We start from the raw sequence: 25,465 nt of genomic DNA, 5'->3' as shown, positions 1-25,465 counted from the left end.
GGGCGCGGGCGGTGGCGGGGCAGGCCGCGGCGCCGGCGCCGGCGCGACGGCCACCGCCTGCAGCTGCGGCGGCTGGCTCGCCAGCATCAGCGGAATCAGGCCCGGCCGGTTGAAGCGGTCGGACAGGCGGTCGATCGCCACTTCCTTGTCGCGGGTGCCCCAGGAAATCTCGCGCAGCGCGTCGATCGAGCCGTCGAAGCGCCCGTTATCGTCGATCGCCGCCCAGCCGCGATTGGTCGAGACCATGCGCAGCAGCGATTTCGGATCGCCGCCGCCGACCTCGGTCGCGCGCACGATGCCGTCCTTGCCGGTGGAGATCAGGCGGCCATAGCGGCCCTCGAAGGCGACGCCGGTCGCATCCGCCGTATGCGCCTCGATCCCCTTCAGTTCGCTGCGCTTCGCCACATCGGCAAGCCGCACCGCCTTCTCGCCGCCGGTCGAGGCGAGGATGCGGCCATCCGGCGAATAGGCAAGCGAGGTGACGGCGCCGCGATGCCGCGCGGCGCGGCCGAGCTGCTGGCCGGAGCGCGACCACAGCAGCACGGTGCCGTCGCGCTGGCCGGTCGCGAAGCCGGTGCCGTCCAAGGTGATGGCGAGCGCGGTCAAGCCCGGCACGTTGGCGCCGCCGGCGCCGGCGCCGGTCGCCATGTCCCAGGTATAGACGGTGCCGTTGGCATCGCCGCTCGCCAGAGCCGTGCCGCCGCGCGTGGTCGCCAGCGCGACCACGGCGCCGCGATGGCCGGGGAAGCTGCGCAGCTCGCGCCCGTCCAGCGCGTGCTCGCCGATCAGGCCGTCGGCGCGGCCGATCATCAGCCTGTCGTTGCCGGCGAAGGCCAGCGCGGTGACGTCCTGCGGCAGGTCGATCGGCCGGAAGGCACGTCCCGCGGTCGACCACAGAAGCACGCGCCGGCCCGACGCGGCGGCGACGAGGCTCTCGCTGACGGCCAGCGCGCGCGGCTCGGCGCCGAGCCCGGTGAGCCGCGCGGCCTCGAGGCCGTTCTCCAGGTCCCACACGCGCAGCACCCGGTCGGACGGTGCGGTGACCAGCCAGCGGCCGGTCGGGCTCGCGGCGATGCTGCCGACCGGTCCGGCCGAGCTCTTGATCACCAGCGGCGGCAGGGCCTGGTCGATCTGCTGGAAGATGCCGGTGGTGATCTGGTCCACCGGGATTCGCATGATGGTGTCCATCGGCACGCCGATCTGGGCCGCGGCGGGGCCGGCGGCGATCGTGGCGAGGCCGATCAGGGCGGCAAGACGGGTGCGGGCAGGCGACATGGTCGGTCCCTCCGGCGAGGACGCTTTGGTTCCTGTTTACGCGCCTCGCCGCCGTTCCGACAGCGGCAAGGATCACGTGAGCGCGATTCGCCGCGATGCTCGCCGGATCGGCCTAACGGCGCTTTAACCGCACCCGCCCGACGGCGCGATTTTGCGCTCGCCATGGCCGGGGCGCAGGCGTAGTGTGCGCCGCACCATGGTAAGTACTGACCAGTCAGTCATCGATAGCCCGCCGCGCCGCCGTCGGCCGCGCCGGGTCGAGGATCGCCGCGCCGAGATCATCGCCGTGGCCATTAAGCTATTCGTAGCAAAAGGATATTCCGGAACCCGGCTGGACGAGGTGGCGCGCGCCGCCCGGGTCTCCAAGGGCCTGCCCTACCTCTATTTCGAGAGCAAGGAAGACCTGTTCAAGGCGGTGGTGCGGGAGGCCCTGCTGCCGCCCCTGATCGCCGGCGAGGCCCGGCTGCAGGTGCATCAGGGCCCGGTCGCCGAGCTGTTGCGCGGCCTGGTCCGCGACTATGCCGATTATGTACGCCACGTCTCCGGCGGCATCGCCAAGCTCGTCATCGCCGAGGCCAACAACTTCCCCGAGATCGCCCGGTTCTATGTCGAGGAAGTGGTGGCCCGCGGCCGTGCCTTCATGGCCGACCTGATCCGCCGCGGTATCGCCAACGGCGAGTTTCGCACCGTCGATCCGGTCGGCTATGCCGGGGTGATCGGTGCGCCGCTCACCATGCTGGCTATCTGGCAGCATTCGCTGGCGCCGTTCGACCCGACCGCCGATCCCGCGCGCTTCCTCGATGCCTATGTCGATCTGGTGATTGCGGGGCTCCGCCGATGAAGATCCTGCGCAACATCGTCCTGCTGCTCATTGCCGCCGCGGTGGTCCTCGGCGGCGCCTGGGTCTGGCGCACCAAGCAGGCCGGCCGCGCCGTCGCCGAAGCGCCGACCGCGGCCGGGCGCCCGCTCGAGCTCGCCGCCAGCGAGGTCGCCACCTTGAAGGCGAGCGATCTGCGCGAGGTCGTGCGCTTCACCGGCTCGCTCGCGCCGCTCGACCAGACCACGGTGAAGTCCCGTGTCGCCGGCCAGATCGCCGACGTGATGGTGCGTGAAGGCGACAAGGTGCGCGAAGGCCAGGTGGTGGCCAGGCTCGACGTATCCGACCTCGCCGCGCGGCTCGACGAGCGCAAGAGCATGCTGCGCGCCGCCGAGGCGGATGCCGACCTTGCCGCCAAGACGCGCGCCAACAAGTTGCAGCTGTTCGAGCGCGGCATCGTCGCCAAGACCCAGCTCGACCAGGCAGATGCCGACTATCACTACAAGCGCAGCGTGCTGGCGGCGAACCAGGCCCAGGTGCTGGTGGCGCAGAAGGCGCTGAGCGATGCGGTGGTCAAGGCGCCGATGGATGGCATCGTCGCCGAGCGCATCGCCAATCCCGGCGAGACGGTGCCGGTCGACGGCCGCATCCTCACCATCGTCGATACCGCTCAGATGGAAGTGGCGGCGATGGTTCCGGCGGGCGATGTGGCCGCGCTGCGTATCGGTCAGACGGGGGCCATCCGCATCGACGGCTTCGGCGATCGCACCTTTGCCGGCACCATCAGCCGCATCGCGCCGATGACGCAGTCGGGCTCGCGCGTCGTGCCGGTCTTCGTCGCCATCGGCGATCGCGAGCCGGCTTTGCGCGGCGGCATGTTCGCGCAGGGCGAGATCGTGGTGGCCGAGAAATCGGGCGCCTTCGCCCTGCCGCCGGCGGCGATCCGCAAGGACGATGCCGGGAGTTACGTGCTCACCGTCGTGCAGGGCAAGCTGGAGCGCCAGCCGGTGCGCATAGCCGGCACCTGGGCGCGCGGCGATCTGGTCGAGGTCGAGGGCCTCGCCGCCGGCATGCGCGTGGTGCTGGTGCCGCATCCCGGCCTGAAGCCGGGCCTGGCGGTGCAGGCGCCGCCAGCCTCCTGATCCGTTCGGCCGCCGGCCCATGTTCCTGACCCGCATCTCGGTCGACAACCCGGTCTTCGCCACCATGATGATGGTGGCTTTGGCCGTGCTCGGCCTGTTCGCCTATCGCGGCCTCTCCATTGACCAGTTCCCCCAGGTCGACTTCCCGGTTGTCCTCGTCACGACCGACTATCCCGGCGCCTCGCCCGAGATCGTCGAGAGCGAGATCTCGCGCAAGATCGAGGAGGCGGTGAACACCGTCGCCGGCATCCGCACGCTCACCTCGCGCTCCTATGAGGGAAAGTCGGTCGTCGTTGCCGAGTTCGAGCTGACGGTCGCGTCTATGACCGCCGCTCAGGACGTGCGCGAGAAGGTGCAGCAGGTGCGCGCCGCCTTCCGCGACGAGGTCAAGGAGCCGCTGATCCAGCGCTTCAACCCCGACGACCAGCCGGTTCTGTCAGTTACCCTTCGGTCCGACATTCGTAGCCTCCGCGACCTGACGACGGTCGCGGACCAGGTGATCCTGAAGCGGCTGGAGAATGTGCGCGGTGTCGGTCGCGCCACCATCGTCGGCGGCGTCAAGCGGCAGATCAACGTCTACCTCAAGCCGGAGCGGCTGAACGCCCTCGGCATCGGCGTCGGCGAGGTGGTCAAGGCGCTGAAGGAGGAGAACCGCGACGTTCCCGCCGGCAACGTGACGCGCGGATCGGACGACCGCGTGATCGAGGTGAAGGGCCGCGTGGTCGAGCCGAAGCAGTTCCTCGACCTGATCGTGGCGCGGCGCGGCGGCGCGCCGGTCCTGCTGCGCCAGATCGCCGACGTGGTCGACGGCGCCGAGGAGAAGGAGAGCGCGGCCCTGCTCAACGGCAAGCCCGCGCTGGCGATCGACGTGGTCAAGGCGCAGGACGCCAACACGATCGACGTCGCCCGGGGCCTGGTCGCGGCGGTGCGCGAGCTGGAGAAGGGCGGTCTGGCGGCCGATATCCGGCTCGACATCGTGCGCGACACTTCGCGCGGCATCCGCAACTCGGTCGACAACGTGCAGCGCACGATGATCGAGGGCGGCATCCTGACCATCCTGATCGTCTTCATCTTCCTGCAATCCTGGCGCAGCACGGTGATCACCGGCCTCGCGCTGCCGATCTCGGTGATGGGCGCCTTCCTGGTGATCGCGGCGGCGGGCTTCACCCTCAACGTGATGACCCTGCTCGCGCTGTCGCTCGCCATCGGCATCCTGATCGACGACGCGATCGTGGTGCGCGAGAACATCACCCGCCACATCGCGATGGGGAAGAGCCACCGCCAGGCGGCGCTCGACGGCACCAACGAGATCGGCCTCGCCGTGCTGGCGACCACCTTCACCATCGTCGCGGTGTTCCTCCCCGTCGCCTTCATGGGCGGCATCATCGGCCGGTTCTTCCTGCAATTCGGCCTCGTCGTCTCGACCGCCGTCCTGCTATCGCTGTTCGTCTCCTTCACCCTCGACCCGATGCTGTCCAGCATCTGGTACGACCCGGCGGCGCATGGCGCGCGCGGCCGTATCGGCCGCGCCTTCGAGGCGGGGTTCGACCGCCTGGTCGCCGGCTATCGCCGGCTGATCGGCTGGGCCCTGAACTACCGCAAGACCACACTGGCTTTGGCGCTGGCGACGTTCCTCGGCAGCTTCGGCGTATTCTATTTCGTCGGCTTCGAGTTCGTGCCGGCCGCGGATCTCGGCGAGCAGGTGGTGATCGTCGAGACGCCGGTCGGTTCCTCGCTCGAATACACCACCGAGAAGCTCGCCCAGGTCGATACGGCGATCCGCGAGTTTCCCGAGATCGCCTATGCCTATGGCACGGTGAATACCGGCATGGTGCAGGGCAAGAACCAGGCGAGCCTTTATCTGCGCTACAAGGAGCTGTCCGAGCGCAAGCGCTCGCCGGACGAGATGGCGCCGCATATCCGCCAGCGTCTCGCCTCCATCCCCGGCATCAAATACGCGATCGGCATTCCCGGCATCGGCGGCGTGCAGAAGCAGCTGCAGGTTTCGGTCCAGGGCCGCGACGTGGCCGAGCTCGACCGCATCGCAGGGCAATTGGTCAAGGCGCTGGAAGGCATTCCCGGCGCGGTCGACATCGACACCAACCTGAAGGCCGCCAAGCCGACCCTCTCGGTCCAGCTCGACCGTCAGGTCGCCTCCGATCTCGGCGTCGGCCCCAATGTCGTCGCCGAAAGCCTGCGGCCGCTCTTCGCCGGCGAGGAGGTCGGCACCTGGAAGGCGCCGGACGGCGAGAACTACACCGTGATGGCGCGGCTCTCGCCGGAAGACCGGCTGAGCCGGCTCGACCTCGAGCGCATCTGGCTGCCGACCGGCAAGCAGACCGCCGAGGGCGCGCCGCGCATGGTGGCGCTGAAGGATCTCGCCGCGGTGGCCGTCACGGTCGGCCCTTCGCAGATCAACCGCCGCGACCTGCAGCGCGAGGTGCAGGTGACGGCCAACGTCTCCGGCGTGCCGGTCGGCCAGGTCAGCCAGGCCTTGAGCGAGGCGGCGAAACGAATCGACCTGCCGGCCGGCTATCGCATCGTGTTCGGCGGCCAGACCAAGGACATGGCGGAATCCGGCGCCTATGCCGGCCAGGCGCTGCTGCTCGCGGTCATCCTGATCTACCTGATCCTGGCCTCGCAGTTCGGCAGCTTCCTGCAGCCCTTCGCCATCATGGCGTCCTTGCCGCTCTCCATCATCGGCGTGTCGCTGGGGCTGCTGGTCGCCGGCTCGACGCTCAACATCTTCAGCATCATCGGCTTCATCATGCTGATGGGCCTGGTGACCAAGAATGCCATCCTGCTGGTCGATTTCGCCAACCAGGCGATGGCGCGGGGCCTCGCCATCCGCGAGGCGCTGATCGAGGCCGGCGCCATCCGGCTGCGCCCGATCGTGATGACCACGCTCGCCATGGTGTTCGGCATGCTGCCGCTGGCGCTCGGCCTCGGCGAAGGCGCCAAGCAGCGCTCGCCGATGGCGCATGCGGTGATCGGCGGCCTGATCTCCTCGACGCTTCTGACCCTCGTCGTGGTGCCGGTGATCCTGGTCTATATCGACCGGCTGGCGAAGTTCGCCAAGCGCCACCTCGCCCGCGACGCCGACTCAGAGGCCGGCGCCGACGTGAAGCACCCGGCGGAGTAAGCCTAGATCGGCTTGCGCTGTTTCAGCCCGACCCAGATCAGCGCGATGCCGCCGGCGAGCGGCAGGCCGGCGATCATCAGGACCAGTCCCATGGTCGATGCCGCCTCGGCGGCGTCGCCCCACTCGGTCACCACCATGTAGGCGAACATGCCGGTGCAGGCCCCGGAGGGGACCGCGAGCAGGGCGCCGACCACGATCAGGAAGATGCCGGCGCTGCTGATCGGCCCGCGCGGCGCCGCGTTCATGCGGACGGCTTTCTGAGACGGAGCCCGACGGCGACCAGCAGGATACCGCCGGCCAGCGGTATCACCGCGAACAGAAAGCCCATCAGGATGAGCGACAGCGCATCCTCGATGTGACCGCCGGTCAACGTATCGGCGAGCGAGCCGATGACGATGATTCCGGCGCACGCGCCGGACGGGATCGCCAGCAGCAGGCCAAGGATCAGGCAGAGGATGCCGATGCCGGTCAGCGGGGGCTTCGCCGGATTACTCGGCGGCGGCGAGGCGGGCGATATCGACATCGAGTCCGTCGCGGTAGAACAGGTTGTAGGTGTCGAACGGGATGATCCGCTGGTCGCCGGTGACGAAGTGCACGCAGGAGCGCTTCACCTGGGCCACGCAGAAATTGTAGCGGTCGAGGAACTGTAGGATCACCACGCGGAACACATTCTCGTAGCCGACGCCCTTCGGCATCTCGACCGAGGGCAGGCAGCAGAGGAAATTGGCGAGCGTGGTCTCCGTTGTCTCGCCGGCGCAGGAGAGCGAGAGCACGTTGACCAAGAGCTCCTTCAGCGCCGGATGTTTCTCGAAGGCGATGGCGTTCGGTGCCGCGGCGAGCAGGTCCTCCTCCGGCAGCAGGCGGGTGATCGGCAGGATGTCGCGGCCGTTGCGCAAGCCATAGGCGATCGAGATCGCTTCCGGATTGCAGGGCAGCGGCACCAGGTCGTCGAGGCCGAATACGCCCGAGTTCAGCCCCACCTCGCGGCGGATATCGGTCAGCACCGCGCGGTCGCGGTTCTTGTCGAAGCCGAGATTGCGCCCGGCATCCTGCACCGGCTGGAAGGTGACGCCGCGCACGCAGCGCCATTCCAGCGCGTGCCGCACGATGGCGCCGGCCTCGCGGTCGTTCACGCCCTTCTTGATGACGGCGACCAGCGTGGTGGAGATGCCGGCGGCTTCCAGGTTCTCCAAGGCCTGCTGGCGCACGCGGCGGAGATCGGCGCCGCGGATCGTCTTCAAGGCTTCTGCATCAAGCGAGTCGAACTGCAGATACACCTCGAAGCCGGGCTTGAGCTCGGCCAGCCGCTCGACGAAATCCGGCTCGCGGGCGATGCGGATGCCATTGGTGTTCAGCATCACGTGGCGGATCGGCCGGCTTTTCGCCGCCTGCAGGATCTCGATGATCTGCGGGTGCAGGGTCGGCTCGCCGCCGGAGATCTGCACCAGATCGGGCTCGCCCTCGCTCGCGACCAGAGCGTCCAGCATCGCCTCCACTTGCGCGAGGGTCTTGTGCTTCGTGCGCGCCGGCGAGGAATCGGCGAAGCAGACCGGGCAGGAGAGATTGCATTCCTCGTTCACCTCGATCAGCGCCAGGCAGGTATGCTGCTCGTGATCGGGGCACAGGCCGCAATCCCAGGGACAGCCGCGCTCGGTCCGCGTGTGCAGGTTGAGCGGAATGTCGGCGGGCTTGAGGAAGTCGCGCGCCCGCTTCCAATAGGCGTAATCGGTCGCGATCAGCGTCTTCTGCACGCCGTGCGCCGCGCAGCGCTTGAGATAGAATACATCGTCGCCCTCGACGATGATCTTCGCCGGCACCAGGCGCAGGCAGGTCTCGCAGAGCGAGGTGGTCTGACCCTGGAACAGATAGGGCTTGAGCTTACGCCCCTGCTGCAATCCCACTTTGCTGCCTCCCCCTGGCGGCCAGCATGCCGAGACCATAGACGATCAGCCCGGCGCAGATCAGATGATAGAGGTTGAGCGGGCCGAGCACGAGCGGGTAGGGCTTGAGGAATTCCCAGGCGAAGCGCTGGGCGCCGTACCAGATGGCGAAGAGATAGAACCAGGTGTCGCTCGGGATCGGCCAGCGCCGCTCCAGTGCCGCGACGAAGAGCGCGGCGAAGCCGAGCATGGCGAGGCTCTCATAGACCGGCACCGGATGGCGCGGCACGCCGTCGCCGAAATCATGCGCCCAGGGCAGCGCGGTCGGCAGGCCGTAGGTGAAGTCCTCGATGCCGGCGGCGAGGCAGCCGAAGCGGCCGACCGCGATGCCGAGGGCGAGCGGCAGCACCAGGATGCCGCCGGTCGAGCCGCGAATGCCCTGCGCCGCCTTGTAGGCCTCGACGGCAAGGATGCCGCCGGCCAGCGCCCCGGCGACCGAGTGGCCGATCGGCAGCAGGCCCGCCAGCCCGTTGTTCAGCGCCGCGACGGCCGAGGCGCCGAGGCCGAGCCCCGCCAGGCCCGAGATCCAATAGCCCGGCCGTTCGGTCAAGCCGATACGGGCGAAGGCCGCGCCGTGCCGCCGCCGGACCCAGAGCGCCGCCAGCGCGGCCATGGCCCAGGCGAGCGCATCGAACAAGGTGTGAATCAGCATCGGCCAGGCCCCCGTACCGGGAAACCTAGCCGATTTCGGCGGCTTTCCGTTGTCCGTCCGCCGAAGGAGGCCTATGAAGGCAGCGGTGAGGCGTGATCTTGCGGCCAAGGGACGGGGCGCAGACCATGACCTCTGACTCCAATTCCGAGCGCGCGGCCTCCTGGGACAGCCTGAAGAACACGCTTCGGGTGATGCTCGAATATGCCTGCAGTTCCAGCCAGACCACCAATGTCGACCAGAGCCAGATCGACATTGCCGCCCGGCTCGTCCTGCTCGACCAGCCGCCGGGCGACAAGGACTGGGCCGATGCCTACAAGGTGGTCGACTATCTCACCCGCATCGTCGGGCCGGCGACCCAGGAAGGCATTGCGCTGGAGGACGAGTTCCGCCGCCACTATGCCGACTATTCCAAGTTCCGCATTTCGCTCGGCGCGCTGGTGTGGCGGTCGATGAAGGACGGCGTGCCGTACCTGCAGCACTACCGCATCGAGACCATGCGGTTCTGCATCCTCACCCTGTTCCTGCTCATCGCCGCGATCTACACGCATTCCAAGATCATCCCGGCGCAGAACCTGATCCACGCGATCGACGCGCAGACGGTGGCGACGCTGAAGCTGCTCGAGAAGTCGACCATCCTGCGGCAATCGATCGCCGCCGGCGAGGGCGGCGGGGCGGTGGAGGCCGCCGCCATTCAGCCGGCCGGCAAGGCCGCGGCGCAGAGCCAGCTGCATCTGCAGATTGCCGCGCTAGAAGGCGAGCAGCACGACCGCAATGTCGATATCTGCTTCCGCCACACCTATCTGAAATCCTGGTACCTCAATTACGGCCTGGCCAGCTTCGCCTCCTGGATGCCGTTCAACGACGTCTGCGCCGTGGTGGAGGACGAGGTGCGCGCCGCCTGCAACGGCGAGGAGGTCGTCGTGCGCTGCCACAGGAGCGGTGTGCAGCTCCGCGTGCCGCAGGCGCAACGCTCCGCCGCAGCGCCGGACGCCGCGGTGACCAGAACCGATGTCAGCACGGTACAGGTCGCCTCCGCCACGCTGCCGACCCGGCTCGAGCTGACCAACGAGCACATCATCCGCTCGCATGTCGACACTTTGATCAAGATCTGGCTGCCGGCGCTCTACGGCGCGCTCGGCGCCTGCCTCTGGGTGATCCGCGAACGCTATGCCCAGATCAAGGAGGTGCGCGTTTCCAGGGCGCGGGTGGTCAGCCGCACCTCGCGCATGATGCTGGGCGCCGGCACCGGCTCGGTCGTTCACATGTTCGAGCCGCTCCTGCCGCAGGGCTACGAGGCGGTGTCGCTGCCGGCGCTCGCCTTCGTGGTCGGCTACAATGTCGAGTTCGTCTTCGCCCTCGCCGACGAGTTCATCAAGCGCTTCGCCGGCAATCAGGCCCGCGCCTGAGCGGGCTTTCCGTCGCTCTCCGATTGCGGCACTGTCGGGGAAACAGGACGGAAACGCTCAAGGCATGTCCCTGCCAGCGCATACGCGCGTCGTCATCATCGGCGGCGGCATCGTCGGCTGCTCGCTCGCCTATCACCTGACGCGGCGCGGCTGGCGCGACGTGCTGCTGCTGGAGAGGAAGCGCCTTACCTCCGGCACCACCTGGCACGCGGCGGGCCTGGTGCGCGGCATGCTGCACACCGCGAACCTGACCCGGATGGCGAAATACACGCTCGACCTCTACCGCCGGCTGGAGGCGGAGACCGGCCAGGCGACGGGGTTGAAGCAGAACGGCTCGATCTCCATCGCCACCAACCCGGCGCGGTGGGAGGAGCTGAAGCGCACCGCTTCCTTCGCGTCAGCCGTCGATGTCGAGCACGAGGTGATCGACGCGAAGCGGGTCAGCCAGATCTGGCCCATGCTCAATGTCGACGACGTGCTCGGCGCCATCTGGTACCCCAACGACGGCCAGACCAATCCGACCGATACCTGCATGGCGCTGGCGAAAGGCGCGCGGCAGGGCGGGGCCACCATCCGCGAGAACGTTGCCGTCACCGGAATCGTCGTCGAGAACGGCCGCGCCGTCGGCGTGCGCACGAGCGAAGGCGAGGTGCGCGCCGAGGCGGTAGTGAACTGTGCCGGCATGTGGGGCCGCGAGGTGGGCCGCATGGCCGGCGTCAACGTGCCGCTGCACGCGGCCGAGCATTTCTACTGCGTGACCGAGCCGATGCCGGGCGCGGTGCCGACCTTGCCCGTGCTGCGCGACATGGATGGGCAGGCCTATATGAAGGAAGACGCCGGCAAGCTGTTGATCGGCGCCTTCGAGCTGAAGGCCAAGCCCTGGGGCATGGACGGCATCCCCGCCGATTTCGAGTTCGGCGAACTGCCCGAGGACCTCGACCACTTCCAGCCGATCCTGGAGAAGGCGATGCGCCGCGTGCCGGCGCTGGAGAGGGTCGGCATCCGCAAGTTCTTCAACGGACCGGAAGGCTTCACGCCGGACCAGCGCTATCTCCTCGGCGAGGCGCCGGATCTCGACCGCTTCTATGTCGCCTGCGGCTTCAACTCGATCGGCATCCAGTCGGCCGGCGGCGCCGGCAAGGTGCTGGCCGACTGGATCGTCGACGGCGCGCCGCCTTTCGATCTCTGGGACGTCGACCTCCGCCGCATGATGCCGCACCAGGGCGGGGCCGGATATCTGCGCGCCCGCGTCTCCGAGGCGCTCGGCCTGCTCTATGCCATGCACTGGCCGCACCGCCAGTTCGCGACCGCGCGCGACGCGCGGCGATCGCCGCTGCATGGGCGTCTCGCGGAGAACGGCGCCGTGTTCGGCGAGGTCGCGGGCTTTGAGCGCGCCAACTGGTATGCCAAGCCCGGCCAGGCGCGCGCCTACGTCTACGCCTATGGCCGGCAGAACTGGTTCGGCAACGCCGCCGCCGAGTGCAAGGCGGTGCGCGAGCGCGCCGGCCTGATCGACCAGTCCTCCTTCGCCAAGTTCCGGCTCGAAGGCGCCGATGCGGAAGCGGTGCTGCAGCGCCTCTCCGCCAACGATATCGGCGGTACGGTCGGCCGCGTCGTCTACACGCAATGGCTCAACCAGCGCGGCGGTATCGAGGCCGACCTCACCGTCACCAAGCTGGGCGAGGGCCGCTTCCTGGTCGTCACCGCCGCGGCGACCGCGGTACGCGAGCGCACTTGGCTGCGGCGCAACATACCGGCCGAGGCGCGCGTCACGGTGACCGATGTCACCGATGCCTATGCCACCATCGGCCTGCACGGGCCGAAGGCGCGCGAAGTGCTGGCGGCGGCGAGCGGTGCCGACCTCTCGAACGCGCACCACCCCTACGCGACCATGCGCGAGATCGCCATCGGCGACGCGAAGGTGATGGCGTCCCGCATCTCCTATGTCGGCGAGTTGGGCTGGGAGCTCTACGTGCCGGCCGTCCAGGCCGTCGCCGTGTTCGACCGGCTGCTGGCGGGCGGCGCGGCCCCGGTCGGCATGCACGCGATGGATTGCCTCCGCATCGAGAAGGCCTACCGCCATTGGGGCCACGACATCACCGACGAGGACACGCCGCTGCAGGCCGGCCTCGGCTTCGCCGTGGCCTGGGACAAGCCCGGCGGTTTCATCGGCCGCGAGGCGCTGCTCCGCCAGAAATCGGAAGGCCTCGACCGCCGCCTGGTGCAGTTCCTGATCCAGGATTCCGAGCCGGTGGCCTACGGCAACGAACCGATCTGGCGCGACGGTGCGTTGGTCGGTCGTAACTCGTCGGCGGCCTACGGCCATACGCTGGGAGGCTGCGTCGCGCTCGGCTACGTGGCGCAGCCGAAGGGCGCCGACGCGGCATTCATCCTCGATGCGAAATACGAAATCGAGATCGCCAAGCGCCGCTACCCGGCGCGGGCCTCGCTCCGCCCGCTCTGGGACCCGACGGGCGCGCGGATGAAAGTCTAAGAACAAGGAGGAGGAAACGATGACCTATAAGACGCTCAAGCAGGAGCGCTTCGACCGCGTCCTGCGCATCACCTGCAACCGGCCGGAGGTGCTGAACGCGCAGAGCCGCGTGCTGATCCACGAGCTCGACCAGGCCTTTCGCGAGGCGGGCGAGGATGACGGCATCCGCGTCGTCATCGTCGCCGGCGCCGGCAAGCATTTCTCCGCCGGCCACGATCTCGGCAGCGCCGACGAGCTGGCCGACCAGGCCAAGCGCCCCTGGGGCTCCGAATTCAAGGACGAGTACAAGCGCCTCGCCCAACTCTATTTCGACACCACCATGCGCTGGCGCGACGTGCCGAAGCCGACCATCGCCGAGGTTCAGGGCTATTGCATCATGGGCGGCATGATGCTCGCTTCCGCCTGCGACATCATCGTCGCGGCCGAGGATGCGCTGTTCGCCGACCGTGCGGTGAAATGGGGCGGCGCGCATGTGCAGTATTTCTCCATGCCGTGGGATCTCGGCCCCCGCAAGACGAAGGAGATGCTGTTCACCGGCCGCTTCTTCACCGCCGCGGAGGCGGAGCGGGCGGGCCTGGTCAACCGCGTGGTCAAGCGCGAGGCGCTGACGCAGGAGACCATGGCGCTGGCCCAGAAGATCGCCGAGCAGGATCTCTACGCCCTGCAGATGGCCAAGCGCTCGGTCAACGACACGCTCGACGCGCAGGGCCAGCGCGCGGCGTTGGAGATCGCTTTCAAGAACTACATGCTGACCATCCCGCACCGGATGGAGCGCGGCACCTATGGCGAGGCGGCGCGGGCGAAGAGCCCCAAGGATCGCTTCTCCGTTCTCAACGAGAAGAAGGGCCTCAACGAGAAGAAGGGATAGATCCCATGCGCATCCACAATCTCTGGGAAGACGCGAACGGCATCTCGCACTGGCGCGATATCGAGGTGGAATGGGTGTCCGACGGACCCGCCGGCAAGCTGTCGAAGCGGCTCCCCGCCACCGGCATCATCTTCCGCCAGGTGCCGCCGACCTACGATCTCGACTGGCACCCGGCGCCGCGCCGGCAATACATCATCAACCTCGATGGCGGCGTGCAGATCACCGCGTCCGACGGCGTGGCGCGGGTAATCGGCGCCGGCGAGGTGGTCCTGGTCGAGGACGTCAAGGGCAAGGGGCATCTCTCGAAGGCCGTCGAGGGCAAGATGCGCCACTGCATCTTCGTGCCGATCGAGTGAGGTTCGAGTGTCAGTGCTTGTGGCCGCCATGCCCGCCATGTGACGGCGAGGCGTAGCCGCGCAGCCGCGTATATTCCGCCACCTGCGCCGGCGTCAGCACCTCCAGCATGGCGAGGTGATAGTCGAGGTGGATCTGCCGCAGTTCGCCCTGGGCACGGCCGAGCGCGGGAAGCTGCTCGGCCAGCGCTTCCCGCGTCGCGGTGCGGCTCGCGAACAGTCGATCCAGCGCCGCCTCGCGCTCCAGCACCTCCGCGCCCTTCGCCTGCGCTTCGCGCTGCATGGCCTGGAACAAGGCCTCGGTGCGTGCCGCTTGCGCCGGCGTCAGGCGCAGCGGCGCCGCCATCTCCAGCACATGCTTCGGGCCCGGATAGCCGTTGAGCTCCGCCGACAGCGCCAGGCCCATGCCGCGCCCGGCCTGCAGGTCGCCGACCGCCTCCTGGGACAGGGCCTTGATCGGCCGGTTCTGCAGCCCGGCATAGGGCGCATGATGCTGATGTTGCGCCAGGGCCGGCGCGGCGGCGAGCAGGAGGGCGGTAGCGATGAACCAGGACCGCATGTTCGTTACATCTCCATCGGTTCGGGATTGAATCGCGGGCAACTCATGCGGCGGAGCGGAACCGCCTGGCGAGAAGGCCCGTTGCCGCCGCAATGTCGATATCGGCGACGAGAAGATACTCGGTGCCGGCGAGATGCGCCGCCCGGACATTGCCCTCGGGATCGATCAGGGCGGTGCCGGCGATCGGGTTCTCGATCGCATAGTTCACGGTCGCGAAATAGATCGAGTTCTCCGCGGCGCGGCAGATCGCGGCCTTCTCGTGCATGGTGCCTTCGGCACACGCCCACGCGGCCTTCTGGCGCGGCGGGCCCGACGGCGAGAATTGCGGGTGAAACACGATATGCGCGCCGCGCTGCGCCGCCCATCTGACGGTCTCGGGATAGCGCCAGCCTTCGTGGCAGATCGCCACCCCGAAGCGAACGCCCCCGACCTCGAACATATTCCGGCCCGCGGCGGCCACATAGGTGCCTTCCTCGTCGGGATCGATCTGCACCTTGTCCTGGTGGCCGAGCAGCGCGCCATCGGGGCCGACGACCAGCGCCGAGGCGATCAGACGTCCCGGCTCCACCCGCTCGACGCCAATGACAGCGCCGACGCCTAGCGTGGCGGCGGCATCCCGGATCCTGCGCTCGGCATCGGACTGGAACCCGGCATCGGGCGGCGCCACCTCGAGGCCGACGCCGCGCAGACCGGGAAGATAGCACTCGGCCGTGCAGATCATCTTCGCGCCCTGGGCCGCCGCGTCGCGCATGGCGCCCAGCACGGCCTGCAGCGCCTCTTCCGGTTCAGGCCGGAAGCGAAGCGTGGCTAGACCTATTCTCATTGCGGCCCCCGACAGGCGATGATGCGCGCTTCGATCTTCCATCGCGTGAAGCTTGTCAAGCGAGCCAACGGCCACTGAACAAATCGCGACGGAAAATGAACGCCTGAACAACAGGCGGGCGCCGCGATCCGGGGCGGGTATGGTGTAGACGCCTCACCGCAGCGTGTACCACGTCGTCCGCCCGCCGCCTTGCCTGGCCAGATGTCCCTTGTCGACGAGCTGGCGGAATTGCTGCTTCAACGTATTACGACTGGCCCCGGTCAGCCTGATCATCTCGCCCATGCTGACGCGGCCATGCGCGCGAGCGTGATCCAGAATGCGCAAGGACAGGTCCGGCAAGCTCGCGAGCACGATCTTCTCGCGCTCGATCTTGCTCGCCAGCCGCCGCATCTGCTGCTGCAAGGCGCGCAGGAAAAAGACCAGCCACGGCTGCCAATCGGGCGCGTCACTGCGGATCGAACCTTGGGTCTGGCGCAGAGCGAGGTAGTAGCCTTCCTTGCTCTGCTCGATCACGCTTTCCAGCGAACCGTAGGGCACATAGGCATAGCCCGCTTGTAGAAGGAGCAGCGTCGTCAATATCCGGCTCAGCCGCCCGTTGCCGTCCTGGAAGGGATGGATTTCGAGAAAGACCACCGTGAACACGGCGATCACGAGCAGTGGGTGCCATCGTCCGTGCTCGCGCTCGGCGGTCAGCCAGCCGACAAGCTCGGCCATCAGGCGCGGCGTGTCGAACGGCGTCGCGGTCTCGAACACGATGCCGATCTGCCGGCCGTCCTCGTCGAACGCAGCAACGCTATTTGGCGATGTCTTGTAGTTGCCGCGATGCCAGGCGTCCTTCTCGCTGTGGACGAGGAGGTCGCGGTGCAGCTGCTTTATGTGGTTCTCGGTGACCCTGATGTCCGCCCAGGCGCGGAAGACGAGCTCCATCACTTGCGCGTAGCCGGCCACCTCCTGCTCGTCGCGTGTGGCGAAGGACCTGATCGCCAGGTCGGCGAGCAGCCGTTCGACCTCCCGGTCCGAGAGTCTGCTGCCCTCGATGCGCGTCGAGGAGCCGATGCTCTCGATGGTGGCGACGCGGCGTAGCGCCGAAAGCCGTTCGGGCGCCAAGGTGCCGAGCGCGCGCCATGCGCCCTTGAATTCATCGATCTCGGCGATCATCCCGAGAATCTCCGGGGTGATCCGGATCGTTTCGGTATTGAGCGACATACCCGAATATAAACCCGATTACACCCATTTAGGAAAGCCAGTTCGACACCCGTTTGCGCCCAAATACCCTAAGCCTCTGACATCGCGGCCATTTTTGTTGAACAGCTCATAGAGCCGGGACTCGCGGTTTTATTATTTGCATTATCAGAGATAATAGTGTATACTGCGCAACACCTATTTCGTAAATTGGATCAATGCCGCGACTGGCGCCAAATTGTCCTCTTCGAGCTGTTGCGACCGGCCGAACCAGTACCGGCGGCGCCGTCGCCTGGGCGGCGCAACAGGAACGCCGCGGAACAGATATGCCGCGGAACATTTGCGCCGCGGAATGGATGCGCCGCCGCGACCGTGGCGCCGCGGAACAGGCGTGCCGCGGAACAGATGCGCCGCGTTCGTCGGGAGGCGGCCCGCGGAACAGATACGCCGCGGAACGGATACGCCGCTATTCCGTCATGCGCGGGCTTGACCCGCGCATCCACGCCTCGCCGCCGCACGGGCGGAGGGGCATGGGTACACGGGTCAGGCCCGGGTTCGACGAGGGGGGAACAGTTGTCCTGCGGAACAGACGTGCCGCCACCCGACCGCCGCCCCGGTTGCCTCCGGCGCTGCCCTGGCCCTACTCTCCCGGCCGAATTCGAGGAGACGCCCGCAATGGATTTCGCGTTCAGCCAGGACGAGCTCGCTTTCCGCGACGAGGTCCGGTCCTTCATCGACACGGCCTTCGACGCCGAGATGCGCGCCGCCACCGCGAAGTCGCGCACCGGCTTCATGACCCGCGACCTGCATATCCGCTGGCAGAAGCGGCTCTATGAGAAGGGCTGGGCGGTGCCGAACTGGCCGAAGGAGCATGGCGGCCCGGGCTGGACCCATGTGCAGCGCTACATCTACGACCAGGAGATGACCTTGGCCGGCGCGCCGGCGCCGATCGCCTTCGGGCCCCGCATGCTGGCGCCGGTGCTGATGAAGTTCGGCACCGAGCAGCAGAAGCGCTATCACCTGCCGGCGATCCTGAAGAGCGACATCTGGTGGGCGCAGGGCTATTCGGAGCCCGGCTCGGGTTCGGACCTCGCCTCGCTGCAGCTCAAATGCGAGGACAAGGGCGACCACTTCCTGCTCAACGGCTCGAAGATCTGGACCTCCTACGCCCAGTTCGCCGACTGGATCTTCTGCCTGGTCCGCACCGAGAAGCTGTCCCGGCCGCAGGAAGGCATCTCCTTCGTGCTCTGCGACATGAAGACGCCGGGCGTGAAGGTCGATCCGATCATCACCATCGACGCGCCGGTGGCGCCGTTCCAGGAGGTCAACCAGGTCTTCTTCACCGACGTGAAGATCCCCAAGGAGAACCTGGTCGGCGAGTGGAACAAGGGCTGGACCTGCGCCAAGTACCTGCTCGAATTCGAGCGCGGCAATCCCTATTCCGGCGGGCTGAAGCGCGGCCTGGAGAAGGTGCGCAAGATCGCCAAGGCCGAGACGATCGACGGCCAGCCGCTGATCCGGGAGCCGAGCTTCGCCCGCCGACTCGCCCAGATCGAGACCGAGGTGATGGCGCAGGAGTTTACCGAGCTCCGCCTGTTCGGTCGCCTCAAGGCGGGGCAGAACATGGGCGCAGAATCCTCGCTCCTGAAGATGCGCGGGACCGAGCTGCAGCAGGCGGTGACCGAGCTCGCGATGGATGCCGCCGGCTACTACAAGGTGCCGTTCACGCCCTATATCCCCGGCCGCAACGAGGAGAGCCCGGTGCCGGAATACAGCGACGGCGTGGCGCAGAAATTCCTCAACACCCGCAAGACCTCGATCTACGCCGGCTCCAACGAGATCCAGCGCAACATCATGGCCAAGGCCATTCTCGGGCTTTGAACTGGCTGGGTCTCTGACAGCGATGGATCGGCTGGTCATCGCGCGGCGGTTCAACGGACCGCCGGATTCGGGCAATGGCGGCTATGTCGCGGGCAGGCTCGGACGGCTGTTCGACGGCACGGCCGAGGTGACCTTGCGCGCCGCGGTGCCGATCGAGCGGCCGCTGCCGCTGGTGCGCGCCAATGGCCATGTCGAGCTGCGCGACGGCGACGATCTGATCGCTTCCGTCGCGGCGAAGCCGCTCGCGCTCGACGTGCCGGCCGCGCCGGTCGATTTCGCCACCGCCGAAAAGCTCTCCGCGCTGGGCGGCAGCGGCGATGACAGCGCCTACAACACCTGCTTCGTCTGCGGCCGCGGGCGGCATGACGGCCTCCGCGTGTTCTGCTCCGCGGTCGATGGCGCCGGCGGCATCCATGCCGGCGCCTGGGTGCCGGACCAGAGCCTCGAAGGCGCGCCCGGCAAGGTCGCGCCGGAATTCCTGTGGGGCGCGCTCGATTGCCCCGGCGGCACCGCCGCCTGCGAGGGCGAGGCAATGACCGGCCGGATGCATGGCATCGCCGATACCGATCTCGCCATCGGCGAGAAGTGCATCGTGCTGGGCTGGCCCGTCGCCAGCGAAGGCCGCAAGCGCTTCGCCGGCACCGCGGTGCTGGATTCGCGAGGCCGCGTGCGCGCCAAGGCATTGAGCACCTGGATCATGCCGCGGGCCTAGAACAGGGAGAGCCGCATGCACTGGACCGATCGCCGCGAACGCTTCCGCGCCCTGCTCGCCGGCGATCGCTGCCTGCATCCGGCCTCAGTGTTCGATGCCATGTCGGCCCGCATCGCCGAGGATCTCGGCTTCGAATGCGGCATGTTCGCCGGCTCGGTCGCGGCGATGGCGGTGATCGGCGCGCCCGACCTGATCACGGTCACGCTCACCGAATTCGCCGGCCAGGCCTATCGCATCAACCGCGCCGGCAATCTGCCGCTGCTGGTCGATGCGGACCACGGCTACGGCAACGCGCTGAACGTCAAGCGCACGGTGGAGGAAGTCGAGACCGCCGGTGTCGCCGCGCTCACCATCGAAGACACGGTGTTGCCGCTGCCCTATGGCGCGGGCGGCAAGCCGACGCTGGTCTCGATCGAGGAGGGCGTGGGCAAGATGAAGGCCGCGCTGGCTGGCCGGCAGGATCCGCGTCTCACCGTGGTCGGCCGCACCAGCGCCGTCGCCATCACCGGCATCGACGACACAGTCGCCCGCGCAAAAGCCTATGAGACGGCCGGCGTCGATGCGCTGTTCTTCGTCGGCATGACCAGGAAGGCGGAGATCGAGGCGATCGCCTCCGCGGTGAAGCTGCCGCTACTGCTCGGCAGCGCCGGGCCCGAGATCAGCGACCGCGACTATCTCGCGTCCAGGCGCGTCCGCATCGCGCTGCAAGGCCACGCGCCGATCGCCGCCGCCGTGCAGGCGGTGCACACGACGATGAAGGCGCTGCGCGAAGGCACACCGCCGTCCAAGCTTGCCGGCATCGCCCCGCCCGAGCTGATGAAGCAGGTCACTCGCGATGCCGACCACGCGCGCTGGCTCAAGGATTTCCTCGGCGGCTAACCTTTGACCAGGTCGCTCATCTTCGGCCGGCGATGCTCGGGCAGCGGCAGGGGGCGGGCCGATTCCATGGCGAGCAGGCCGAACCGGGCCATGCGCCAGGCGGCGACGGCGCCTTCCGAGGCGGCGGCCGAGACCTTCTCCAGCACGCTGCCGCCGAGCAGCGCGGCGGTCGCGTCGGCGGCGACGTCGGTCGCGGTGATCAGCCCGATATCGGCGAGGATGCGCCGCGCGAGGACGACGGTGGAGGCGCGCGACGGGCGATAGCCATAGGCCTCGCCGATCTCGCGCACCAGCTTCAGGCCGCGCCACACGAAGACCGCGATATCGACCGCGGCGCGCGGGCTGACCGTGACGATGCCGAACGTGTCGCGCGCGGCGCGGCGGATGGCGGCGATGGCGACCTTGTCGGCTTCGGCCAGCACCATTGCCTCGAAGGTGCGCAGCGCATCTTCCGGCGGCAGGTCGGCGCCGGCGCGGGCGCGCCAGCGGGCGATGCCGGGCGCGAGCGTCGGCGCATCGGCGAGCTCGCTTGCCAGCTCGACCAGCTGCGCGCGCTGCCGCGCGCGGTCGGTGGTGCGCTCGAACCGCTCGCGCAGGTGCTTCACCTCGCGCAGTCGCCCGATGGCGCGGGCCTCGTGCAGTGCCAGGTAGCCAGCGCCGCCCATGGTCAGGGCGAGGAAGCCGGTGCCGACCAGGCCGAGCCCGAAGCTCTGCTCGAACAGCGCCACCGCCCACCACAGCGCCGAGACGCCGGCCATGCCGGCAAGGCCGATGCCGGCGATGGCGAGCGCCTTGAGGCCGCGGCCGCTCGGCGGCGGGATGCGCTTCACCGGCACCAGCTCGCCCGACGACATGGCGATCGGGCCGATCTCGATCGGCCGCGTGTCGTCGGTCTCGATCACGCGGGGATGGATCAGCGGCTCGTCCGGCTCGGGCGGCCCGGGCTCCAGGATCACCCGCGGGCGGTCGCGCGGATCGCTCATCGGAGCAGGTCCCCGATCAGGAATTCCAGGGCGGCGTCCATGTTGATATGCGGAATACCATGCCCGGGCCGGGCATTGAAATGCGGCGGCCGGAACACCGGATAGCGCACCGTGCGGCCGTCCCAGAAGGCGCGCGGCGGCGGCTCCTTCGGGATGGTGCCGGCATAGACCTTGACCCGCCTGTCGCCCTCGACCGGCACGCCGACCACGACCTCCACCTCGCCGATCTCGATGGTCAGCTTCTCGTCGCGGGTGCAGCGCGCGGCGGCCAGCGCCATGGCGCGGGCATCGGCGCCGGCCATGCGGGCGGCGTTCTGCTCCGGCGCCACCATCGATTGCAGCAGCTGGCCGAGCCGGTCGCGCTGCGCCTCCGGAACGAAATCCGCCTTGGTGGCGGCGAACAGCACCTTGTCGAAGCGGCGCGGGAAGATCAGGCCGAGCGGGCCTTCGCGGCGACGGAGCAGCGCCTCCGCCACGGCATCCAGCGCCACCGCCGTGTCCTCGAAGGCATCGGGCCCGGCGTTCAGCGCGGCGATCAGGTCGATCAGCACGACCTGCCGGTTGGTCGCGTCGAAGGTCGTCTCGAAGAACGGTCGCACGATGTCGCGGAGATAGGAATCGTAGCGGCTGGCCAGCAGCTCGTGGTTCGAGCCGGGCGGCGGCGGCGCGTCGCTGCGCAGGTCGAGCGGCACGAATTGCAGCGCCGGCCGGTCACCCTTCTCGTCCGGCACGACGTGGCGGCCCGGTTGCAGGAAGGCGAGGCCGTGCTTGTCGCGGAGCGTCAGCAGCAGCTCGCGGTAGAGCCGGAGCGCGGCGCCGAGCTTCTCGGGATCGGCGCGCCCGGCGGCGTCGATGGATTCGACACAGTCGAGAAAATCGCGGGCGGCGGCACGCCGCGGCATGTTGCGCAGTCGCTCGATGGTCGTCGCCGACCACACGGCATAGCTCTGCGCCAGCATCGGCACGTCGAGCAGCCACTCGCCGGGATAGTCGACGATGCCGAGCGTCAGGGTGCCTTCGGTGCGCAGCCCCGCCCAGGCGAGCAGCCCTTGCGCGCGATAGCGGATCACCATTTCGGTGCGCGAAACCAGCCGCGTCGGTGCCGGCCAGTCGGGATGCTCGCCGGCCATCTGGGCGAGATAGTCCCGGGTCGGAAACACCGGCTGGCCGCGGCCGAGCGGCGGGTGCTCCTCCGCCGCGATGAGGCGGCCTTCCAACGCGGCATGCAGCGCAGGGAGCACCGCGGCATCCTGGGCGGCCGAGGTCAGGTTGTGGATCAGCGAGGTGATGAAGACGCTCTTGCCGGCGCGCCGGAGCCCGGTCACGGCGATGTCGGCGCGCAAATCGAGCCGCTGCGCCAGCAGGTCGAAGCCCTTCTCGGCCTCGCGCCTGAGCCGCCCGAACAGATCCCCGTCATCGCTCTGCATCGCCTGGAAGCCTAGCGATGTGAGCCGGGGCGTCTACTTCTTCCCAGGCTCGTTCGCCTTGCCGTTCTTGGGGGTCGCCTGGCGGCCGAAATCGGGCGCCGCGATGTCCTGGCCCTCGTCGATGATGGCGCGGCGGATCGCCCGGGTGCGGGTGAACAGGTTGAACAGCGTCTCGCCGTCGCCCCATCGGATGGCGCGCTGCAGCAAAGCCAGGTCTTCCGAGAAGCGGCCGAGCATCTCCAGCACCGCCTCGCGGTTGTTGAGGAAGATGTCGCGCCACATCGTCGGGTCGGAAGCGGCGATGCGGGTGAAGTCGCGGAAGCCGCCGGCCGAGTAATGGATCACCTCGCCCTTGGTGACGGTGGCGAGGTCGTCGGCGGTGCCGACGATGTTGTAGGCGATCAGATGCGGCAGGTGCGAGGTGATGGCCAGCACCAGATCGTGATGCCGCGCCTCCATCACCTCGACTTTGGACCCCGCCTTGGTCCAGAAGCGGATCAGCCGGTCGAGCGGCGCCTGCTCGCCGCCGGGGATCGGCGTCAGGATGCACCAGCGGCCCTTGAACAGCTCGGCGAAGCCGGCCTCCGGCCCGGAATGCTCGGTGCCGGCGACCGGATGGCCGGGGATGAAATGCACGTCCTCCGGCACCAGCGGGCCGACATCGCGCACCACGCAGGCCTTGACCGAGCCGACATCGGAGAGGATCGCCCCGGCCTGAAGATGCGGCGCGACCCGCTGCATCACTTCGGCATAGGCGCCGAGCGGCGTGCACAGGATCACGCAATCGGCGCCCTTCACCGCCTCGGCCGGATCGAGATGCGCTTCCGAGACGATGCCGAGCTGCAGCGCTTTCGTCCGTGTCTCTTCGCGCCGGGCCGCGCAGACGATGGTCTCGGCCAGCCCTTCGCGCGCGGCGATGCGCGCGATCGACGAGCCGATCAGGCCGATGCCGATCAGCGCCAGCCGGCGGAACGGGGTGAACTCGGTCACGCGGCGACGAAGTCCTTCAGCGCGGCGAGGAAGCGCAGGTTCTCTTCCTCCGTGCCGATGGTCAGCCGCAGCGAATCGCCGAGGCCGTAGGCCGTCATGCCGCGCAGGATCAGGCCGCGGCTGCGCAGGAAGGCATCGGCCGCCGCCGCATCCTTCGGCGCCTTGCCGAAGCGGACCAGGACGAAATTGCCGACGCTCTGCGTCGCGCCGAGGCCGAGCGCCCGCACGCCTTCGATCAGCTTGGGCAGCCAGATGTCGTTGTGGGTGCGCGCGGCATCGACATGCGCGACATCGGCCAGCGCCGCGATGGCAGCGACATGCGCCGCCGCGTTGACGTTGAATGGGCCGCGGGTGCGGTTGACGATGTCGACGATGTTGGCGGGTGCGTACAGCCAGCCGATGCGCAGCGCCGCCAGCCCGTAGATCTTGGAGAAGGTGCGCGTCATCACCGTGTTGTCGCTCGCCTCGACCAGCTCGACCCCGGCGGAATAGTCGTTGCGCGTCACGTATTCGGCATAGGCCGCGTCGATCACCAGCAGCACATGCGCCGGCAGCCCGGCGCGCAGCCGCTTCACCTCGGCGGTCGGCAGATAGGTGCCGGTCGGGTTGTTCGGATTGGCCAGGAACACGATCTTCGTCTTCGGCGTCACCGCGGCGAGCAGGGCGTCGACATCCGCCGTCAGTTCCTTCTCCGCCGCCACCACCGGCTTGGCGCCATGCGTCATGGCGGCGATCGGGTACATCAGGAAGCCGTGACGGCTGTACACGACCTCGTCACCCGGGCCGGCGAAGGCGGCGGTGAGCAGGCCGATCAGCTCGTCGGAGCCGTTGCCGCAGATGATGCGCTCCGGGTCCAGGCCATGATGCTTGCCGATCGCCTGGCGCAGCGCTTCGCTGGCGCCGTCCGGATAGCGGTGCAGCTCCTTGGCCAGCGCGGCATAGGCGGCGGCGGCCTTCGGGCTCGGCCCGAGCGGGCTCTCGTTGGAGGACAGCTTGCGCACATCGGCGACGCCGGGGACGGCGCCTTCGCCGCCCTTGTAGGGCGTGATGCCCAGAATGCCGGGTTGTGGTTGCGGCGCCGTCACGTGGATCCTCCGAAGATCAGGCAGGTCATTCGCCGATCGGCACGGCATAGGCGCCGAGCACGATCAGGCGTTCGATCAGATCCTCGCTCTCGGCCCTGAGGCGCTCCAGGCGCGGATCGCCGGGCTCGATGAAGCCTTCGATCTCGAGCAGCCGGTCCTCTGCCTCGCGCGGTTCTTCCGGGCGATGGGCGGCCAGGGTCTGCGCGGTGAGGCCGACGGCCGTGAGAAGGTCGTTCAGCCGGCCGCGGCTGGTCTCGATCTTGAGCGAGACGGCGATCAGGGTGCGGTCGCGGCCGGACGCCTCCGGCGGCACCCGGCTGATCACGAGGCCCTCCACCGGCTCCGATGTCCCCTCCGGCCGGGCCAGGAAAGGCAGCCGGGCGATGACCTGCGGCCGGTCGTCGGCACCGGTCGCCAGCACCGGCCACCAGGGCTCGCGCTCGCCCTCGGCCGGCAGCGGCAGGATGCCGATGGTGCCGTCATTGGCACTGGCGGCCCGGATCACCGCGTGCATGTTGCGGTGGAGCGAGACCGGCGAGACCGAGCCGTAATGCGACCGGGCCAGATCCCAATAGCTGGCCGAGCGCTCGCGGGCATAGAGCGCGATGCGGAGCGGCCCCTGCTGGCGGGTCACGGCGGAGATGATTTCCCGCCAGATGCGAGCAATCACCGAAGGCGGCAGGCTGCCCTGATGCCGCGTCAGGATCCGGCGCAGGATCATGGCCTCGCGACCGGGCCGCATCGCCGGGCCGCCATTCTTGGCCGTGCGCACGCGTTCGACCAGCGCCGCTCGCCGCATCAGGGCGTCGTGGATCTGGTCGTCGATGGCGTCGATTTCGCGACGCACCGCGTCGA

Annotated in this window: 23 protein-coding genes; 10 read left to right on the top strand and 13 right to left on the bottom strand. The window is 68.6% G+C overall.

Annotation, left to right across the window (positions count from 1 at the left end):
* A partial coding sequence (locus DT074_RS15550; RefSeq protein WP_162914934.1) for a WD40 repeat domain-containing protein occupies positions 1 to 1,275 on the bottom strand: 1,275 nt, incomplete at its 3' end.
* A 286-nt stretch (positions 1,276 to 1,561) separates the two neighbouring features.
* Here DT074_RS15550 and DT074_RS15545 point away from each other — a divergent pair.
* Genes DT074_RS15545 through DT074_RS15535 form a run of 3 tightly spaced genes read left to right on the top strand, consistent with a single transcriptional unit; the run spans position 1,562 to position 6,376 of the window.
* The gene (locus DT074_RS15545; RefSeq protein WP_368744695.1) at positions 1,562 to 2,116 is read left to right on the top strand and encodes a TetR/AcrR family transcriptional regulator; all 555 of its coding nucleotides are present in this window, start codon (positions 1,562 to 1,564) and stop codon (positions 2,114 to 2,116) included.
* Positions 2,113 to 3,234, top strand: a complete 1,122-nt coding sequence (locus tag DT074_RS15540) for an efflux RND transporter periplasmic adaptor subunit (RefSeq protein ID WP_119420773.1) — start codon at positions 2,113 to 2,115, stop codon at positions 3,232 to 3,234. Before DT074_RS15545 ends, DT074_RS15540 begins: the two co-directional genes overlap by 4 nt.
* Positions 3,235 to 3,253: 19 nt before the next feature.
* Positions 3,254 to 6,376, top strand: a complete 3,123-nt coding sequence (locus tag DT074_RS15535) for an efflux RND transporter permease subunit (protein ID WP_119420772.1) — start codon at positions 3,254 to 3,256, stop codon at positions 6,374 to 6,376.
* A gap of 2 nt (positions 6,377 to 6,378) precedes the next feature.
* On the opposite strand, the gene DT074_RS28085 is transcribed toward DT074_RS15535, so the two are convergent.
* Genes DT074_RS28085 through DT074_RS15515 form a run of 4 tightly spaced genes read right to left on the bottom strand, consistent with a single transcriptional unit; the run spans position 6,379 to position 8,968 of the window.
* Entirely contained in the window at positions 6,379 to 6,621 is a 243-nt protein-coding gene (locus DT074_RS28085; RefSeq protein ID WP_162914933.1) for a hypothetical protein, read from the bottom strand.
* Positions 6,618 to 6,899: a hypothetical protein gene (locus tag DT074_RS15525; protein ID WP_119420771.1), complete on the bottom strand. Its 282-nt coding sequence runs from the start codon at positions 6,897 to 6,899 to the stop codon at positions 6,618 to 6,620. The genes DT074_RS28085 and DT074_RS15525 overlap by 4 nt, the downstream gene beginning before the upstream one ends.
* Positions 6,865 to 8,277 (bottom strand): radical SAM protein, encoded by a 1,413-nt coding sequence (locus tag DT074_RS15520; protein WP_368744694.1) that lies wholly within the window; start codon positions 8,275 to 8,277, stop codon positions 6,865 to 6,867. Before DT074_RS15520 ends, DT074_RS15525 begins: the two co-directional genes overlap by 35 nt.
* The gene (locus DT074_RS15515; RefSeq protein ID WP_119420769.1) at positions 8,255 to 8,968 is read right to left on the bottom strand and encodes a prolipoprotein diacylglyceryl transferase; all 714 of its coding nucleotides are present in this window, start codon (positions 8,966 to 8,968) and stop codon (positions 8,255 to 8,257) included. The genes DT074_RS15520 and DT074_RS15515 overlap by 23 nt, the downstream gene beginning before the upstream one ends.
* 125 nt (positions 8,969 to 9,093) lie before the next feature.
* Here DT074_RS15515 and DT074_RS15510 point away from each other — a divergent pair, with 125 nt between their 5' ends.
* From DT074_RS15510 to DT074_RS15495, 4 genes are all read left to right on the top strand, one after another.
* Positions 9,094 to 10,374 carry a hypothetical protein gene (locus DT074_RS15510; RefSeq protein WP_119420768.1) on the top strand — a complete coding sequence of 427 codons (1,281 nt, stop codon included), beginning with the start codon at positions 9,094 to 9,096 and terminating at the stop codon, positions 10,372 to 10,374.
* A 64-nt stretch (positions 10,375 to 10,438) separates the two neighbouring features.
* Positions 10,439 to 12,868 carry a GcvT family protein gene (locus tag DT074_RS15505; protein WP_119420767.1) on the top strand — a complete coding sequence of 810 codons (2,430 nt, stop codon included), beginning with the start codon at positions 10,439 to 10,441 and terminating at the stop codon, positions 12,866 to 12,868.
* Positions 12,869 to 12,887: 19 nt separating this feature from the next.
* Positions 12,888 to 13,736 (top strand): enoyl-CoA hydratase, encoded by an 849-nt coding sequence (locus DT074_RS15500; RefSeq protein ID WP_119420766.1) that lies wholly within the window; start codon positions 12,888 to 12,890, stop codon positions 13,734 to 13,736.
* Positions 13,737 to 13,741: 5 nt separating this feature from the next.
* Positions 13,742 to 14,092, top strand: coding sequence for a cupin domain-containing protein (locus tag DT074_RS15495; protein ID WP_119420765.1), 351 nt, complete (start codon positions 13,742 to 13,744; stop codon positions 14,090 to 14,092).
* A 10-nt stretch (positions 14,093 to 14,102) separates the two neighbouring features.
* Here the strand turns inward: DT074_RS15495 and DT074_RS15490 are convergent, their stop codons facing one another.
* The 3 genes from DT074_RS15490 to DT074_RS15480 all read right to left on the bottom strand — a co-directional run bounded on the left by DT074_RS15490 (position 14,103) and on the right by DT074_RS15480 (position 16,677).
* Positions 14,103 to 14,648 carry a Spy/CpxP family protein refolding chaperone gene (locus DT074_RS15490; protein ID WP_119420764.1) on the bottom strand — a complete coding sequence of 182 codons (546 nt, stop codon included), beginning with the start codon at positions 14,646 to 14,648 and terminating at the stop codon, positions 14,103 to 14,105.
* A gap of 43 nt (positions 14,649 to 14,691) precedes the next feature.
* The gene (locus DT074_RS15485; RefSeq protein ID WP_162914932.1) at positions 14,692 to 15,471 is read right to left on the bottom strand and encodes a carbon-nitrogen hydrolase family protein; all 780 of its coding nucleotides are present in this window, start codon (positions 15,469 to 15,471) and stop codon (positions 14,692 to 14,694) included.
* Positions 15,472 to 15,624: 153 nt separating this feature from the next.
* Positions 15,625 to 16,677 (bottom strand): Fic family protein, encoded by a 1,053-nt coding sequence (locus DT074_RS15480; protein WP_119420762.1) that lies wholly within the window; start codon positions 16,675 to 16,677, stop codon positions 15,625 to 15,627.
* 651 nt (positions 16,678 to 17,328) lie between these two features.
* Here DT074_RS15480 and DT074_RS15475 point away from each other — a divergent pair.
* The 3 genes from DT074_RS15475 to DT074_RS15465 are packed head-to-tail and all read left to right on the top strand — an operon-like array spanning position 17,329 to position 20,125.
* Positions 17,329 to 18,534, top strand: coding sequence for an acyl-CoA dehydrogenase family protein (locus DT074_RS15475; RefSeq protein WP_119420761.1), 1,206 nt, complete (start codon positions 17,329 to 17,331; stop codon positions 18,532 to 18,534).
* A 22-nt stretch (positions 18,535 to 18,556) separates the two neighbouring features.
* The gene (locus DT074_RS15470) at positions 18,557 to 19,246 is read left to right on the top strand and encodes a hypothetical protein (RefSeq protein WP_119420760.1); all 690 of its coding nucleotides are present in this window, start codon (positions 18,557 to 18,559) and stop codon (positions 19,244 to 19,246) included.
* Positions 19,247 to 19,261: 15 nt separating this feature from the next.
* The gene (locus DT074_RS15465) at positions 19,262 to 20,125 is read left to right on the top strand and encodes an isocitrate lyase/PEP mutase family protein (protein ID WP_119420759.1); all 864 of its coding nucleotides are present in this window, start codon (positions 19,262 to 19,264) and stop codon (positions 20,123 to 20,125) included.
* Here the strand turns inward: DT074_RS15465 and DT074_RS15460 are convergent.
* From DT074_RS15460 to DT074_RS15440, 5 genes are read right to left on the bottom strand one after another with little or no spacing between them, the layout of a single operon-like run.
* On the bottom strand, positions 20,122 to 21,108 hold the full coding sequence (locus DT074_RS15460; RefSeq protein ID WP_119420758.1) for a DUF697 domain-containing protein: 987 nt from the start codon (positions 21,106 to 21,108) through the stop codon (positions 20,122 to 20,124). The genes DT074_RS15465 and DT074_RS15460 overlap by 4 nt on opposite strands.
* Positions 21,105 to 22,535, bottom strand: a complete 1,431-nt coding sequence (locus DT074_RS15455) for a YcjX family protein (RefSeq protein ID WP_119420757.1) — start codon at positions 22,533 to 22,535, stop codon at positions 21,105 to 21,107. Before DT074_RS15455 ends, DT074_RS15460 begins: the two co-directional genes overlap by 4 nt.
* 33 nt (positions 22,536 to 22,568) lie before the next feature.
* The gene (locus DT074_RS15450) at positions 22,569 to 23,525 is read right to left on the bottom strand and encodes a prephenate/arogenate dehydrogenase family protein (protein ID WP_119420756.1); all 957 of its coding nucleotides are present in this window, start codon (positions 23,523 to 23,525) and stop codon (positions 22,569 to 22,571) included.
* On the bottom strand, positions 23,522 to 24,658 hold the full coding sequence (gene hisC / locus DT074_RS15445) for a histidinol-phosphate transaminase (protein ID WP_368744693.1): 1,137 nt from the start codon (positions 24,656 to 24,658) through the stop codon (positions 23,522 to 23,524). Before hisC ends, DT074_RS15450 begins: the two co-directional genes overlap by 4 nt.
* Positions 24,636 to 25,457: a chorismate mutase gene (locus DT074_RS15440; RefSeq protein WP_162914931.1), complete on the bottom strand. Its 822-nt coding sequence runs from the start codon at positions 25,455 to 25,457 to the stop codon at positions 24,636 to 24,638. The genes hisC and DT074_RS15440 overlap by 23 nt, the downstream gene beginning before the upstream one ends.
* Between the last annotated feature and the right edge of the window lie 8 nt (positions 25,458 to 25,465).

Origin of the sequence: Desertibaculum subflavum, from assembly GCA_003576705.1 — a bacterium.
Taxonomy (GTDB): Bacteria; Pseudomonadota; Alphaproteobacteria; order Ferrovibrionales; family Ferrovibrionaceae; genus Desertibaculum; species Desertibaculum subflavum.
This window is presented reverse-complemented; position numbering and strand designations above follow the sequence as displayed.

What these genes read in the sequence shown, in the direction of transcription:
- DT074_RS15540 (WP_119420773.1), top strand. Translation starts at nt 2,113, where the DNA reads ATGAAGATCCTGCGCAACATCGTCCTGCTGCTCATTGCCGCCGCGGTG.
- DT074_RS15535 (WP_119420772.1), top strand. Translation starts at nt 3,254, where the DNA reads ATGTTCCTGACCCGCATCTCGGTCGACAACCCGGTCTTCGCCACCATG.
- DT074_RS28085 (WP_162914933.1), bottom strand. Translation starts at nt 6,621, where the DNA reads ATGAACGCGGCGCCGCGCGGGCCGATCAGCAGCGCCGGCATCTTCCTG.
- DT074_RS15525 (WP_119420771.1), bottom strand. Translation starts at nt 6,899, where the DNA reads ATGTCGATATCGCCCGCCTCGCCGCCGCCGAGTAATCCGGCGAAGCCC.
- DT074_RS15515 (WP_119420769.1), bottom strand. Translation starts at nt 8,968, where the DNA reads ATGCTGATTCACACCTTGTTCGATGCGCTCGCCTGGGCCATGGCCGCG.
- DT074_RS15510 (WP_119420768.1), top strand. Translation starts at nt 9,094, where the DNA reads ATGACCTCTGACTCCAATTCCGAGCGCGCGGCCTCCTGGGACAGCCTG.
- DT074_RS15505 (WP_119420767.1), top strand. Translation starts at nt 10,439, where the DNA reads ATGTCCCTGCCAGCGCATACGCGCGTCGTCATCATCGGCGGCGGCATC.
- DT074_RS15500 (WP_119420766.1), top strand. Translation starts at nt 12,888, where the DNA reads ATGACCTATAAGACGCTCAAGCAGGAGCGCTTCGACCGCGTCCTGCGC.
- DT074_RS15495 (WP_119420765.1), top strand. Translation starts at nt 13,742, where the DNA reads ATGCGCATCCACAATCTCTGGGAAGACGCGAACGGCATCTCGCACTGG.
- DT074_RS15490 (WP_119420764.1), bottom strand. Translation starts at nt 14,648, where the DNA reads ATGCGGTCCTGGTTCATCGCTACCGCCCTCCTGCTCGCCGCCGCGCCG.
- DT074_RS15485 (WP_162914932.1), bottom strand. Translation starts at nt 15,471, where the DNA reads ATGAGAATAGGTCTAGCCACGCTTCGCTTCCGGCCTGAACCGGAAGAG.
- DT074_RS15480 (WP_119420762.1), bottom strand. Translation starts at nt 16,677, where the DNA reads ATGTCGCTCAATACCGAAACGATCCGGATCACCCCGGAGATTCTCGGG.
- DT074_RS15475 (WP_119420761.1), top strand. Translation starts at nt 17,329, where the DNA reads ATGGATTTCGCGTTCAGCCAGGACGAGCTCGCTTTCCGCGACGAGGTC.
- DT074_RS15470 (WP_119420760.1), top strand. Translation starts at nt 18,557, where the DNA reads ATGGATCGGCTGGTCATCGCGCGGCGGTTCAACGGACCGCCGGATTCG.
- DT074_RS15465 (WP_119420759.1), top strand. Translation starts at nt 19,262, where the DNA reads ATGCACTGGACCGATCGCCGCGAACGCTTCCGCGCCCTGCTCGCCGGC.
- DT074_RS15460 (WP_119420758.1), bottom strand. Translation starts at nt 21,108, where the DNA reads ATGAGCGATCCGCGCGACCGCCCGCGGGTGATCCTGGAGCCCGGGCCG.
- DT074_RS15455 (WP_119420757.1), bottom strand. Translation starts at nt 22,535, where the DNA reads ATGCAGAGCGATGACGGGGATCTGTTCGGGCGGCTCAGGCGCGAGGCC.
- hisC (WP_368744693.1), bottom strand. Translation starts at nt 24,658, where the DNA reads ATGCCGTGCCGATCGGCGAATGACCTGCCTGATCTTCGGAGGATCCAC.